Below are 13451 nucleotides of genomic sequence, written 5' to 3'. Positions count from 1 at the left end.
ACGAGGAAGAAACCCGTGAGCGACGTCCGTAACGTGATCATTATCGGCTCCGGGCCCGCCGGTTACACCGCCGCGCTCTATACCGCGCGCGCGTCACTGCAGCCGCTGGTCTTCGAAGGTGCAGTCACCGCAGGTGGTGCACTCATGAACACCACTGAGGTGGAGAACTTCCCCGGATTCCAGGACGGCATCATGGGACCGGACCTGATGGACAGCATGCGCGCCCAGGCGGAGCGCTTCGGTGCCGAATTGGTTCCTGACGACATCGTGGCCGTCGATCTGGCCGGTGAGATCAAGACCGTCACCGACACGGCCGGCACTGTGCACCGGGCCAAGGCTGTCATCGTCACGACCGGCTCTCAGCACCGCAAGCTGGGCCTGCCGAACGAGGACGCCCTCTCCGGACGCGGCGTCTCCTGGTGTGCCACCTGCGACGGCTTCTTCTTCAAGGACCAGGACATCGCCGTCGTCGGCGGCGGCGACACCGCGATGGAGGAGGCCACCTTCCTCTCCCGGTTCGCCAAGTCCGTCACCATCGTCCACCGGCGGGACACCCTGCGCGCCTCCAAGGCCATGCAGGAGCGTGCCATCGCCGACCCGAAGATCAAGTTCGCCTGGGACAGTGAGGTGGCTGTGATCCACGGCGAGCAGAAGCTCACCAGCCTGACGCTGCGCGACACCAAGACTGGAGCGTCCTCCGAGTTGCCGGTGACGGGCCTGTTCATCGCTGTCGGCCACGATCCGCGCACCGAACTGTTCAAGGGCCAGCTCGACCTGGACGACGAGGGCTACCTGAAGGTCGATGCACCTTCGACCCGGACCAATCTCAATGGTGTCTTCGGCGCTGGTGACGTCGTTGACCACACCTACCGGCAAGCCATCACAGCTGCTGGGACGGGCTGCTCCGCTGCGCTCGACGCCGAGCGCTTCCTTTCGGCCCTGGCCGACAGCGAGAAGGCCGCAGAGCCCGAGAAGATCGCCAGCATCTGATCACCGTATTCCCCATCCCGAACACCCGTGAAGAAAGAGGAGCCCGCCGTGGCCGGCACCCTGAAGAACGTGACTGACGACTCCTTCGAGCAGGATGTCCTCAAGAGCGACAAGCCCGTACTGGTCGACTTCTGGGCCGCCTGGTGTGGTCCGTGCCGCCAGATCGCTCCGTCTCTCGAGGCAATCGCAGCCGAGTACGGTGACCACATCGAGGTCGTCAAGCTCAATATCGACGAGAACCCTGGCACCGCCGCAAAGTACGGCGTGATGTCCATTCCGACGCTCAACGTCTACCAGGGCGGCGAGGTGGCCAAGACCATCGTCGGCGCGAAGCCGAAGGCAGCGATCGTCCGCGACCTTGAGGGCTTCATCGGTGACGAGGCCATCAAGGCTTGACGTCACCTATGTTTCACGTGAAACAGGGGCCGCCCGTGAGGGCGGCCCCTGTTTTCGTGCTGCGGTGGCCTCTGTGAGAGCGATCCTCACAACGGACGCAGCACGGGGTCCTTCTTCACTGCACCCAAGAGGCGGTCCAGGGCAAGCTCCACGTCTTCTTTCCAAGAGAGAGTTGTACGCAACTCAAGACGTAGCCTGGGGTAGTTCGGATGCGGTCGAACCGTCTTGAACCCGACCGCCAACAGATGATCGGCGGGGAGTAGACACGCGGGCTCCTTCCACCGAGCGTCGCCGAATACCTCGATTGCCTTGAAGTTCCTCCGCAGCAGGTCCTTGGCTACTGTCTGGACCAGCACCCGCCCCAGACCCTGCCCCTGGTACCCAGGCGTGACCCACCCGGTTATCAGCTGCACGGCGTCGGGAGAGACCGGGCTCGTCGGAAAGGCCAGTGAGCGCGGCACATAGGCGGGCGGAGCGTAGAGAACGAAGCCCACCGGCATGTCATCGACATAGACGACCCTGCCGCAGGAACCCCACTCCAGCAGCACGGCAGAGATCCAGGCTTCCTTCTCCAGCTCCGGCGTGCCAGCCTTTATCGCGGCTTCCCCACTGACTGGATCGAGCTCCCAGAAGACACATGAACGGCAACGCTTGGGAAGGTCCGGAAGGTTGTCCAGCGTGAGCGGTACAAGCCGACGCCCCATGAACGGTGTTCCTCACTTCTCTCACCCGCCGCTTCGTAAGCGGCACTCAGCACGCACCACTCCCTGAGCAGGCTGCCGACGAACCCGCCGAGCACTCCCAGCCCCAGCCCAGCAGTCACCAGTTGGCTGCGGTTCACCGTTCGCATGGGCCCCTGCTTTCCCTCCGCGATGGATCAAGGTGGATGCGCCATACCAAAACGCATCGTATCCATCCCGGCGATCGGACGGATACCGTGAGAAAGCAAAGGCGGGGCGTGTTCCGGCCTACCGGACACGCCCCGTCCTATTGAACAGATCCCAACCGCAGACTCAGCTCTCATCCTCCTCGACGGCTTCGGCTGCGTCTGCGAGCCGCTTCTCAAGAACTCGTCCTTCACCGGGAGCAAGCGATCCGAGAATTCGGTCCAGATCATCCATCGAAGCGAACTCGACGACGATCTTCCCCTTCTTCTGACCAAGATCGACCTTCACCCGCGTCTCGAAACGGTCCGAGAGCCGTGAGGCGAGATCTGAGAGTGCCGGCGACAACCGCGCCCCGGCCCGCGGCCCCTTGGCCTTCGGAGCGTTCTGCGGACGGGACTGCATCAACGTGACGATCTCCTCGACCGCACGTACCGAGAGACCCTCCGCAACAATGCGGTGCGCCAATCGGTCCTGCTCCTCGGAGTCGTCCACCGACAGCAGTGCCCGGGCATGTCCTGCGGACAGAACTCCAGCAGCGACCCTGCGCTGCACCGGGGGTGACAGTCTCAACAGCCTCAGCGTGTTGGACACCTGAGGCCGCGAGCGACCGATCCGGTCAGCGAGCTGATCGTGTGTGCAGCTGAAGTCCTTGAGCAACTGATCGTAAGCCGCGGCCTCTTCAAGCGGGTTCAGCTGTGACCGGTGGAGGTTCTCCAGCAGCGCGTCCAGAAGGAGCTTCTCGTCGTCCGTGGCGCGGACGATCGCCGGGATGCGCTCCAGACCAGCCTCGCGGCAGGCCCGCCAGCGCCGCTCACCCATGATGAGCTCGAAGCGTTCAGTACCGGCCTGACGTACGACGACAGGCTGCAGGAGGCCCACCTCCCTGATGGAGGAGACCAGCTCAGCAAGAGCGTCGTCGTCGAACACCTCACGCGGCTGACGCGGGTTGGGAGTGATCGCATCCAGCGGCAACTCGGCGAAGTAGGCGCCCGCAGGCTCCACATGCTCGGCTACGGGCACCGACTCCTGCGCAGGAACAATGGACTCCCGTGAAGCAGCTCCGGCGGGCAAGGCCGCCAGCTTCGCTGCCGCCACACCTCGTTCGGCTGTCATCACTGGTGCAGTCCCGGCAGAGGAAGATGCCTCGGCACCTGCGAGCCCCACCTTCTCCTGCGGTGCGGCGGGAATCAGCGCACCGAGCCCACGTCCCAACCCCCTGCGTCGCTCACTCACTGGATCCCCTCCGACATGCTCTGCTGACTGTTGTGACTGCCCGTTTGCGCGTGCCGGCCGTCGTAGTGCACATCGACGCCCCGCAGCGCGATCTCACGAGCTGCTTCAAGGTATGACAGCGAACCGCTGGACCCCGGGTCATAGGTGAGCACTGTCTGCCCGTAGCTCGGGGCCTCCGAGATACGAACCGACCGTGGAATGCTGGTCTTCAGAACCTCGCGAGCGAAGTGGCTGCGCACCTCATCTGCGACCTGCGAGGCAAGACGAGTTCTGCCGTCGTACATGGTGAGCAGAATCGTCGATACATGAAGCTCGGGGTTGAGATGTCCGCGGACCAGGTCGACATTCCGCAGCAGTTGTCCCAGCCCCTCAAGTGCGTAGTACTCACACTGGATCGGGATCAGCACCTCCGCGCCCGCCACCATCGCGTTGACGGTCAGCAGGCCCAGGGACGGCGGACAGTCGATGAGGATGTAGTCCAGTGGCTGTTCATACGCCTGGAGCGCCCGCTGTAGGCGACTTTCCCGGGCCACGAGGGACACCAACTCGATCTCAGCACCCGCGAGATCGATGGTGGCCGGGGCACAGAAAAGACCCTCGACATCGGGAACGGGCTGGACCACCTCGGAGAGCGGCCGGCTCTCCACCAGAACGTCGTAGATCGATGGAACTTCGGAGTGATGGTCAATCCCCAGTGCCGTGGAGGCGTTTCCCTGAGGATCCAGGTCAATCACCAGCACACGAGCGCCATGCAGCGCGAGCGAGGCGGCAAGGTTGACCGTTGTTGTGGTCTTACCGACGCCGCCCTTCTGGTTGGCGACCACCATGACGCGCGTCTGCTCCGGCCGCGGCAGGCCTTCTCCGGCACGACCGAGAGCTTCTACAGCCAGTTGGGCAGCGCGACCAATAGGGGTGTCGTCCATCGGCGGCGGTGTTTCACGTGAAACATCTTCTACCGCCGACTCGGTACGGGGACCGGGGACCGGATCGGTCATCGGTCCCGCGATGTTGGCGTCGGACCGCAAGGATTCACTCTCCTCGACTTCAGGCTCGCAATGCACAGAGCCTGTCATGCTTTCGGGGTTGTGAACCAGCGAGGCATGTTCTTCTGTGGATGAATCCACCTTTGTGGACAACTCTGTGGCCCCAAAGGGCCTACGATCACGCGGCGTGGAGGCCGCGCGACTGCGACTGATGATCCCATGCAGCAGAGAGCGACGTTTCACGTGAAACAAGATGCCCCCGCTGCTGCGTCACAACGTCACGACACTCCGAATTCGGCCTATTTAGCAGCTTTAGCGGCATTAGGGGCTTCTCGATCTCCTACCGACGCCGCCGCGTGCGACTCACCCGAGCCGCCTTGGCCCGCTTCGCAGCAAAACGTACGCCTCCAGGACTTTCCCCCACCTCGACCCGCACCACTGTGGACAGCGGATCGACGATCCCCTCGCCGACCTGAAGCACCGAGGTCTCGACGACACCCAGCTTGCTCAGCGCTGCCCGTGCGCCCTGGATTTCCTCTTCAGCGGTATCGCCCTTGAGAGCCAGCATCTCCCCGTAGGGACGCAGTAGCGGTACACCCCACCCGGCAAGCCGGTCCAGCGGGGCCACCGCACGAGCTGTCACCACATGAACCGGCGGCAGCTTCCCCAGGACCTCTTCTGCGCGGCCACGGACAACCGTCACATGGTCGAGCCCCAGCAGCTCCACCACCTCTTGCAGGAAATTGGTCCGCCGCAGCAGGGGCTCCAGCAAAGTGATCTTCAGATCCCTCCGCACCAGGGCCAGCGGGATCCCCGGCAGTCCGGCACCGGAGCCCACATCGCACACAGTCACGCCCTGAGGGACCACCTCAGACAGCACCGCGCAATTCAGCAGATGGCGTTCCCAGAGCCTGGGAACCTCACGCGGGCCGATCAGCCCGCGCTTGACCCCCGCGTCTGCCAGCAGCTCGGCGTACCGAACGACTTCCGGGAAGAACTCACCGAAAACCGCATGCGCCACTTCCGGCGCCTGGGGGAGCTCCGCTGACTCCGTCACGGGGACCGTCCTTCCTTACCGCGATACCGCATGGATGGCTGACAACAGGCTGACAAAGATCGGCCCCGCCTGCGAACAGACGGGGCCGACAGAACGATGCACCGGTCAGGCCGGAAGCACGACGACGAAGCGCTGTGGCTCCTCGCCCTCGGACTCACTGCGCAGCCCGGCGGCGGCGATCGCGTCGTGCACTACCTTGCGCTCGAACGGGGTCATCGGGTCGAGCTTCACCGGCTCGCCAGAACCCTTGACCTCGTCGGCGGCCTTGGCACCCAGCGCGGCGAGCTCCTCACGCTTCTTGGCCCGGAAACCAGCGATGTCCAGCATCAGCCGACTGCGGTCCCCGGTCTCCCGGTGCACCGCGAGCCTGGTGAGCTCCTGGAGAGCCTCCAGCACCTCACCGTCGCGTCCCACGAGCTTCTGAAGATCCCGACTGCTCGCATCACTGATGATCGAGACCGCAGCACGGTCGGCCTCGACGTCCATATCGATGTCACCGTCGAGGTCCGCGATGTCGAGCAGGCCCTCAAGGTAGTCAGCCGCGATCTCGCCTTCCTGCTCCAGCCGGCTCAGTGTGTCGCCCTCAGCGGCGGCGGAGGTGGTGGTGCCTTCCGTCACGGGATGGACTCCTTCTTACTTCTTGGACGGGTGCTTGGGGCGCTGCTGGCCCTTGCGCTGCCCGGACTTGGCTTGGCGTGCATTACGGGAAGCGGGCTTGGAGTCCGGCTCCGAGCCGGCCTGCGGCTCGCCCTTGTCCAACGAGGTCTTCTCCTCGGAAGAAGCACCGGCCGCCTCGGTGTCGGCAGGCTTCTCCGCGGCCCTCGCCCCACCGGTCTGCGCCTGGCCTGCCTGAGCGGCACCCGTCTGGCGCTTCGCCTTGGTCTGGCGCTTGGGTTGCTGACGCTTCGGCGCGGCATCCGCCAGGCTGATGCCTTCGGCCTCGGCAGCCACGGCCGCGTCGCTCTTCTCCACGGAGCCGTCGGCCTGGGCCACGAGACCGGCCTTGCTCAGCGTGGTGATGAACTTACGCTCGGCGTCATTGCGGTCCTTCGTCTCCTTGGACGCAATGCCCTTGATGATGTTCCGCTGGTGCCGCGTCCGCGTCGAACCGTGCGCAATGAGGTGCTTCTGCATCCGCTCCAGCAGGCCGGACTGCGCCTGGCTGCCCGGTGTCGGGTTGCGGTGGATCACGAACATCTGCTGACCCATGGTCCACACGTTGGTGGTGAGCCAGTACACGAGGACACCGACGGGGAAGTTGACACCCATCACGGCGAACATCAGCGGGAAGACGTACATCAGCATCTTCTGCTGCTGCATGAACGGCGTCTTGACGGACATGTCGACGTTCTTCGTCATCAGCTGGCGCTGCGTGTAGAACTGCGACGCCGACATCATGATGATCATGACCGCGGTGACGATCCGGACGTCGGTCAGCGTGGCGCCGAGCGCCGCGACCTTGTCCGAGCTGTCCATGAACTTCGCCGCCAGCGGGGCACCGAAGATGTGCGCCTTCTGCGCGCTCTCAAGCAGCGGCTTGTCGATGTACCCCTTGGTCTGCCCGTTGGCGATGGCAGAGAGCACGTGGTATAGCGCGAAGAAGAACGGCGACTGCGCGATGATAGGCAGGCACGAGGAGAGCGGATTGGTACCGGTCTCCTTGTACAGCTTCATCATCTCTTCGGACTGACGCTGCTTGTCGCTCTTGTAGCGCTCCTGGATCGCCTTCATCTTCGGCTGGAGCGCCTGCATGCCACGCGTCGACTTGATCTGCTTCACGAAGAGCGGGATCAGGCAGATCCGGATCAGGACCACCAGGGACACGATGGACAGACCCCAGGCCCAGCCCGTGTCGGGACCGAAGATGGCTCCGTACAGCGAGTGGAACTGAACGATGACCCAGGAAACTGGGGTGGTGATAAAGCTGAACAGACTGGCAATCGTGTCCACTAATCAGGCTCCTTGAGCATTGGGCGAGGTCTCTGCGGCCGGGCCGGTCTCCTGACCGGAGTGCCCGCCCTTGCTTTTCCGCCACGCATTGCGCAGCAGTTCGTGCCAACGCGGACGTTTGCGCGGCGGAACGTGGTCCACGCCACCCGGCGACCAGGGGTTGCATCGCAGGATGCGCCAGGCCGTCAGTGCCGTTCCCTTCACCGCACCGTGCCGGTCGATAGCCGTATATCCGTAGTGGGAACACGACGGGTAATACCTGCAGACAGGCCCGAGGAGTGGGCTGATCGTCCACTGGTACAACTTGATGAGAGCCAGCAGCGGGTACTTCATCGCGCGCCCCCTCCCAGTAGCCGCGACAGGGCGGCATCCAGGTCTCGGGCCAGCTGTGCATGGTCGGCGGTGCCCGCGCCGGGCAGCGCCCGTACGACAACCAGGCTACCGGGGGGCAGCTGAGGGAGCCGGTCACGCACCAGATGGCGAAGCTTCCGCTTCACGGCGGTGCGGACGACCGCTCCGCCCACTGCTTTGCTTACGACGAAACCCGCACGTGTCGGGGGAGTGCTCTCCCCAGGCACATGCGGGTCCGTTGTACCGCTGCGTAGATGGACGACGAGCAACGGGCGACCGGCCCGGCGCCCTCGTCGTACTGCGGCTGCGAAGTCCTCGCGCCGCCTCAGCCGATTCTCGGTAGGCAGCACGTCATGACCTGTACGAGATCAGGCGGACAGGCGGGAGCGACCCTTGCCACGGCGGGTCGCCAGAATGGCACGACCGGCGCGCGTGCGCATACGGAGACGGAAACCGTGGGTCTTCGCGCGACGACGGTTGTTCGGCTGGAAGGTGCGCTTGCTCACTCGGGGGCTCCAGAAATGAATCGGGTGATGGCGGGACATCGCCTGGCTGTCACCGTGCGCCCACGAGTAGCTCGCGAATACGCCCGTGTGCACCGCTTCACGACCACAGATCGTGATCATTGCCCATCGGAGGCAGGCGGCAGCAGCCATCGACAACTCGACCTGGTCACGGTACGCGCGACTACGCCATCCGGTCAAACCGGCCCTTACAGCGGCCCCCACTGTGCACAGGCTGTGGACAACAACTTGAACCGCGCGGGTCGCCCTGACTACCTTGGCGGAACTCCCAAGTCTTTTTCCTGCCTGTCTTCACCCCCCGTCCCGAGAACCACACATTCGTGGGACCTGCGAGAGAGCGTGCCCCGTGGCTGACGTACCTGCCGATCTTGCCGCAGTGTGGCCACGAGTCCTCGAACGTCTCCTCGGCGAGGGCCAGCAGAATATCGAGCCGAAGGACAAGCAGTGGATCGAACGCTGCCAGCCTCTGGCCCTCGTGGCGGACACCGCCCTCCTCGCCGTCCCCAATGAATGGGGCAAGCGGGTCCTCGAAGGACGCCTCGCGCCCCTCATCAGCGAGACGCTGAGTCACGAATGCGGCCGCCCGATCCGGATCGCCATCACGGTGGACGACAGCATCGGTGATCCCTCCCCGCCGGCCCCGCCGATGCAGCACTCCCAACAGCAACAGCAGCCCCGATATCAGCACCCGCAGCACGACGAGCCCCGGCACGGCGACACCTACGACGGATACAGCCACCGCCCGTCGGACGACGGAATGCCGACGGCCCGGCCCGCCTACCCGGACTATCAGCAGCAGCGGCCCGACCCTGGCGCCTGGCCGCGCACGCAGGAGGACCTCTCCTGGCAGCAGCCCCGGCTCGGCGGCTTCCAGGAGCGCGACCCCTATACCGGTCCGCGCTCCCAGTCGCAGCACGACTACCGGCAGCAGCCGGACCGCCAGCAGTACGAACAGCAGCGGCCCGAGCGCCACGACCTCCGCGACCCCCAGTCCTCGCAGCGCCATCTGCCCGCTCCGAGCGGGGCTCCTGGGCCACTGGCCGCACAGCCCGCTCCGGCCCCCGGCCCGGGTGAGCCGCAGGCGCGGCTGAACCCCAAGTACCTCTTCGACACGTTCGTCATCGGCGCGTCCAACCGCTTCGCGCACGCGGCCGCCGTCGCTGTCGCCGAGGCGCCGGCCAAGGCGTACAACCCGCTGTTCATCTACGGGGAGTCCGGGCTCGGCAAGACGCACCTGCTGCACGCCATCGGCCACTACGCCCGCAGCCTCTATCCGGGGACCCGGGTTCGCTACGTGAGCTCCGAGGAGTTCACCAACGAGTTCATCAACTCGATCCGCGACGGCAAGGGCGACACCTTCCGCAAGCGCTACCGCGATGTCGACATCCTCCTCGTCGACGACATCCAGTTCCTGGCGAGCAAGGAGTCGACGCAGGAGGAGTTCTTCCACACCTTCAACACACTGCACAACGCCAACAAGCAGATCGTGCTCTCCTCCGACCGGCCGCCCAAGCAGCTGGTGACCCTGGAGGACCGGCTTCGCAACCGGTTCGAGTGGGGCCTCACCACAGACGTGCAGCCGCCGGAACTGGAGACGCGGATCGCGATCCTCCGCAAGAAGGCGGTCCAGGAGCAGCTCAACGCCCCCCCGGAGGTGCTCGAGTTCATCGCCTCCCGCATCTCGCGCAACATCCGCGAGCTGGAGGGGGCGCTGATCCGGGTGACGGCCTTCGCCTCGCTCAACCGCCAGCCGGTGGATCTCGGGCTCACCGAGATCGTTCTGAAGGATCTGATCCCCGGCGGTGAGGACGCGGCCCCGGAGATCACCGCGAGCGCCATCATGGCCGCGACGGCCGACTACTTCGGGCTGACCATCGAGGATCTCTGCGGATCCTCGCGCAGCCGCGTGCTGGTGACGGCCCGGCAGATCGCCATGTACCTCTGCCGTGAGCTCACGGACCTCTCACTGCCCAAGATCGGGGCGCAGTTCGGCGGCCGTGACCACACGACCGTCATGCACGCGGACCGGAAGATCCGTGCGCTGATGGCCGAGCGGCGTTCCATCTACAACCAGGTCACGGAGCTCACCAACCGCATCAAGAACGGCTGAGCGAGCGGCTTCCAGAACCTCCGAAGGGTGCTCCGGGACTCGAGTCCCGGAGCACCCTTCGCTGTTCCCCGCGGTTCTCCGCATGTTCCTCGCGCCGTCGGTGTTCGAATACGGGGCTCGACGCGTATGTTCTCCACAGCATTGAGGGAGATGAGCCGTCCACACCCTGGGGACCGATCAGTTGTCCAGATTGTGTCCACAGGGCGAGCGCCTGAGACTCCATCAGGGCAGGTCAGGCAGTTGTGGATTTGTGGCCAACCGCTGTCCACAGCCTGTGGACAGATTTTTTCTCCACAAGCCTGGGGATTCGTTGTCCACCGTCGGCCCACAGGCAGGGCCATGTTGTCCCCAGCTTCTCCACACCCTTGTCCACTGTTCGGCAACGAAACACCCGCCGTCACCGGGTCGAGTGAAAGCCGTCACACCAAGGTGGTCGGTTGGGCTGTGGGAAAGGTGGGTAAAGCTGGGGACGGAGCTGGGGAGAAGTCCCCCTCCCCTGTGCACCGGGTGTGCAGAACTTTTCGCCGTCCACAGAGCCGGGCACTTTTCCACCGGCTCCACCCACAGGCACGGTGGACAAAAAACCGCCGCTGAGCTGCACAAACGGGGTTATCCACGGTTTCCACAGCCCCTACTACTACTACCCCCTGGAGTTACCGGGGAATTGGCTTCGAAGTGGGCGCTGTGCACAACTCACGGCCGGTGCCCCCGACGCCGCTCGGCACGACTTGACCCCGACGCGCACCGACTGTCGGCGGCGTACGTCAGACTGGTCCCCGGCGAGAAGCCGACGACGAAGGCCAGCAGGGCGAGCGAGCAACAGCAGGAGGCGGTTCCGGTGAAGATCCGGGTGGAGCGCGATGTACTCGCGGAGGCGGTGGCCTGGGCGGCCCGCAGCCTTCCGGCCCGTCCGCCGGTGCCCGTTCTTGCGGGCCTGCTCCTGAAGGCCGAGGACGGCGCACTGAGCCTCTCCGGCTTCGACTACGAGGTCTCGGCGAGGGTCTCGGTCGACGCGGAGATCGAGGAACACGGCACCGTTCTCGTCTCGGGTCGGCTGCTCGCCGACATCTGCCGCGCCCTCCCCAACCGCCCGGTGGAGATCTCCACGGACGGGGTCCGGGCCACCGTTGTCTGCGGCTCGTCCCGGTTCACCCTCCACACCCTTCCTGTGGAGGAGTACCCGGCGCTGCCGCAGATGCCGACCGCGACGGGCACCGTCCCCGGTGAGGTTTTCGCCTCGGCCGCGGCCCAGGTGGCCATCGCCGCGGGCCGGGACGACACGCTGCCCGTGCTCACCGGCGTACGGATCGAGATCGAGGGTGACCGGGTCACCCTGGCGTCCACCGACCGCTACCGCTTCGCGGTCCGTGAGTTCCTGTGGAAGCCGGAGGACCCGGAGGCATCCGCGGTCGCGCTGGTCCCCGCGAAGACGCTCCTGGACACCGCCAAGTCACTGACCAGCGGTGACACCGTGACGCTCGCACTGTCCGGGTCCGGCGCAGGTGAGGGCCTGATCGGTTTCGAGGGCGCGGGCCGGCGTACGACCACACGCCTCCTCGAAGGCGATCTGCCGAAGTACCGGACGCTCTTCCCGACCGAGTTCAACTCGATCGCCGTGATCGAGACGCCCGCGTTCGTCGAGGCCGTCAAGCGTGTCTCGCTCGTCGCCGAGCGGAACACTCCGGTACGGCTCAGCTTCGAGCAGGGTGTGCTGATCCTGGAGGCCGGATCGAGCGACGACGCACAGGCTGTGGAGCGGGTGGACGCCAAGCTCGACGGTGACGACATCTCGATCGCCTTCAACCCGACCTTCCTGCTGGACGGGCTCAGCGCGATCGACTCCCCCGTCGCCCAGCTCTCCTTCACGACGTCGACCAAACCCGCGCTGCTCAGTGGCCGGCCCGCTCTCGATGCCGAGGCGGACGACGCCTACAAGTACCTGATCATGCCCGTGCGGCTGTCGGGCTGAGCCGGTTCGCCGCCGTACGTCTGAGCGGCTCACCCCACAGGTGTGTACCCCTGTCCCGGCGTACGCTCGGACGCGGGTACGAAACGCCACCACGTCACTAAGGATCTTCTGATGGAGCTCGGTCTCGTCGGCCTCGGCAAGATGGGCGGGAACATGCGCGAGCGCATCCGCCGCGCTGGTCACACCGTCATCGGTTACGACCGCAACCCGGACGTAGCCGATGTCCACAGCCTGGAAGAGCTTGTGGGCAAGCTCAAGGGTCCCCGCGTCGTGTGGATCATGGTCCCGGCAGGCGCCGCGACCCAGTCCACCGTCGACGAGCTGGCCGGCCTCCTCTCCCCGGGTGACGTCGTCGTGGACGGCGGAAACTCGCGCTGGACCGATGACGAGAAGCACGCGGTCGAGCTGGGCATCAAGGGCATCGGCTTCGTCGACTGCGGCGTCTCCGGTGGCGTCTGGGGCCTGGAGAACGGCTATGCGCTGATGTACGGCGGCGACGCCGAGAACGTCGCAAAGGTGCAGCCGGTCTTCGACGCGCTGAAGCCCGACGGAGAGTTCGGCTCGGTCCATGCGGGCAAGGTCGGCGCCGGCCACTTCGCCAAGATGGTCCACAACGGCATCGAGTACGCCATGATGCAGGCGTACGCCGAGGGCTGGGAGCTCCTGGAGAAGGTCGACTCCGTCACCGACGTGCGCGAGGTCTTCCGCTCCTGGCAGGAGGGGACGGTCATCCGTTCCTGGCTGCTCGACCTCGCGGTCAACGCACTGGACGACGACGAGCACCTCGACCAGCTCCGTGGTTTCGCCGCCGATTCGGGCGAAGGACGCTGGACGGTCGAGGCCGCCATCGACAACGCGGTTCCGCTGCCCGCGATCACCGCGTCGCTCTTCGCCCGCTTCGCCTCGCGCCAGGACGACTCCCCGCAGATGAAGATGATCGCCGCACTTCGCAACCAGTTCGGTGGCCACGCGGTCGAGAACAAGAAGTAACCCAGCAGCAG

The 13451-nt window shown here is 65.5% G+C and carries 14 protein-coding genes; 5 read left to right on the top strand and 9 right to left on the bottom strand.

The window, feature by feature from the left end; genetic code table 11:
• Nucleotides 1–15: 15 nt before the first annotated feature.
• Both trxB and trxA read left to right on the top strand, forming a co-directional pair.
• Nucleotides 16–990 (top strand): thioredoxin-disulfide reductase, encoded by a 975-nt coding sequence (trxB, locus tag OG285_RS17135; RefSeq protein ID WP_356826783.1) that lies wholly within the window; start codon nucleotides 16–18, stop codon nucleotides 988–990.
• A gap of 48 nt (nucleotides 991–1038) precedes the next feature.
• Entirely contained in the window at nucleotides 1039–1386 is a 348-nt protein-coding gene (gene trxA / locus OG285_RS17130; RefSeq protein WP_356826782.1) for a thioredoxin, read from the top strand.
• 86 nt (nucleotides 1387–1472) lie between these two features.
• Here trxA and OG285_RS17125 read toward each other — a convergent pair whose 3' ends face one another.
• The 9 genes from OG285_RS17125 to rpmH form a co-directional block, all read right to left on the bottom strand.
• A complete protein-coding gene (locus OG285_RS17125) occupies nucleotides 1473–2090 on the bottom strand; it encodes a GNAT family N-acetyltransferase (protein ID WP_356826781.1) in 618 nt (205 codons plus the stop codon).
• Nucleotides 2091–2399: 309 nt separating this feature from the next.
• Nucleotides 2400–3506, bottom strand: coding sequence for a ParB/RepB/Spo0J family partition protein (locus tag OG285_RS17120; protein ID WP_371791454.1), 1107 nt, complete (start codon nucleotides 3504–3506; stop codon nucleotides 2400–2402).
• Nucleotides 3503–4579 carry an AAA family ATPase gene (locus OG285_RS17115; RefSeq protein WP_356826915.1) on the bottom strand — a complete coding sequence of 359 codons (1077 nt, stop codon included), beginning with the start codon at nucleotides 4577–4579 and terminating at the stop codon, nucleotides 3503–3505. The genes OG285_RS17120 and OG285_RS17115 overlap by 4 nt, the downstream gene beginning before the upstream one ends.
• 250 nt (nucleotides 4580–4829) lie before the next feature.
• Entirely contained in the window at nucleotides 4830–5546 is a 717-nt protein-coding gene (gene rsmG / locus OG285_RS17110; protein WP_371791453.1) for a 16S rRNA (guanine(527)-N(7))-methyltransferase RsmG, read from the bottom strand.
• Nucleotides 5547–5651: 105 nt separating this feature from the next.
• Entirely contained in the window at nucleotides 5652–6164 is a 513-nt protein-coding gene (locus tag OG285_RS17105; protein WP_328328957.1) for a R3H domain-containing nucleic acid-binding protein, read from the bottom strand.
• Nucleotides 6165–6179: 15 nt separating this feature from the next.
• Complete coding sequence (yidC, locus tag OG285_RS17100) at nucleotides 6180–7496, bottom strand: membrane protein insertase YidC (protein ID WP_371791452.1); 1317 nt, start codon at nucleotides 7494–7496, stop codon at nucleotides 6180–6182.
• A gap of 3 nt (nucleotides 7497–7499) precedes the next feature.
• A complete protein-coding gene (gene yidD / locus OG285_RS17095; protein ID WP_164258231.1) occupies nucleotides 7500–7829 on the bottom strand; it encodes a membrane protein insertion efficiency factor YidD in 330 nt (109 codons plus the stop codon).
• Complete coding sequence (rnpA, locus tag OG285_RS17090) at nucleotides 7826–8197, bottom strand: ribonuclease P protein component (protein WP_356826777.1); 372 nt, start codon at nucleotides 8195–8197, stop codon at nucleotides 7826–7828. The genes yidD and rnpA overlap by 4 nt, the downstream gene beginning before the upstream one ends.
• An 18-nt stretch (nucleotides 8198–8215) precedes the next feature.
• Nucleotides 8216–8353 (bottom strand): 50S ribosomal protein L34, encoded by a 138-nt coding sequence (gene rpmH, locus OG285_RS17085; protein WP_030990579.1) that lies wholly within the window; start codon nucleotides 8351–8353, stop codon nucleotides 8216–8218.
• A gap of 364 nt (nucleotides 8354–8717) precedes the next feature.
• On the opposite strand from rpmH, the gene dnaA reads away from it, so the two are divergent.
• The 3 genes from dnaA (at nucleotide 8718) to gnd (ending at nucleotide 13440) form a co-directional block, all read left to right on the top strand.
• Nucleotides 8718–10481: a chromosomal replication initiator protein DnaA gene (gene dnaA / locus OG285_RS17080; RefSeq protein ID WP_371791451.1), complete on the top strand. Its 1764-nt coding sequence runs from the start codon at nucleotides 8718–8720 to the stop codon at nucleotides 10479–10481.
• An 838-nt stretch (nucleotides 10482–11319) separates the two neighbouring features.
• Complete coding sequence (gene dnaN, locus OG285_RS17075; RefSeq protein WP_356826775.1) at nucleotides 11320–12450, top strand: DNA polymerase III subunit beta; 1131 nt, start codon at nucleotides 11320–11322, stop codon at nucleotides 12448–12450.
• A 111-nt stretch (nucleotides 12451–12561) separates the two neighbouring features.
• Nucleotides 12562–13440: a phosphogluconate dehydrogenase (NAD(+)-dependent, decarboxylating) gene (gene gnd, locus OG285_RS17070; RefSeq protein WP_356826774.1), complete on the top strand. Its 879-nt coding sequence runs from the start codon at nucleotides 12562–12564 to the stop codon at nucleotides 13438–13440.
• Nucleotides 13441–13451: the final 11 nt, after the last annotated feature.

Source organism: Streptomyces sp. NBC_01471, assembly GCF_041438865.1.
Taxonomy (GTDB): domain Bacteria; phylum Actinomycetota; class Actinomycetes; order Streptomycetales; family Streptomycetaceae; genus Streptomyces.
This window is presented reverse-complemented; position numbering and strand designations above follow the sequence as displayed.

Excerpts from the sequence above, each read along its gene's own strand:
- OG285_RS17125 (WP_356826781.1), bottom strand. The coding sequence starts at position 2,090 with ATGGGGCGTCGGCTTGTACCGCTCACGCTGGACAACCTTCCGGACCTT.
- OG285_RS17115 (WP_356826915.1), bottom strand. The coding sequence starts at position 4,579 with ATGACAGGCTCTGTGCATTGCGAGCCTGAAGTCGAGGAGAGTGAATCC.
- yidD (WP_164258231.1), bottom strand. The coding sequence starts at position 7,829 with ATGAAGTACCCGCTGCTGGCTCTCATCAAGTTGTACCAGTGGACGATC.
- gnd (WP_356826774.1), top strand. The coding sequence starts at position 12,562 with ATGGAGCTCGGTCTCGTCGGCCTCGGCAAGATGGGCGGGAACATGCGC.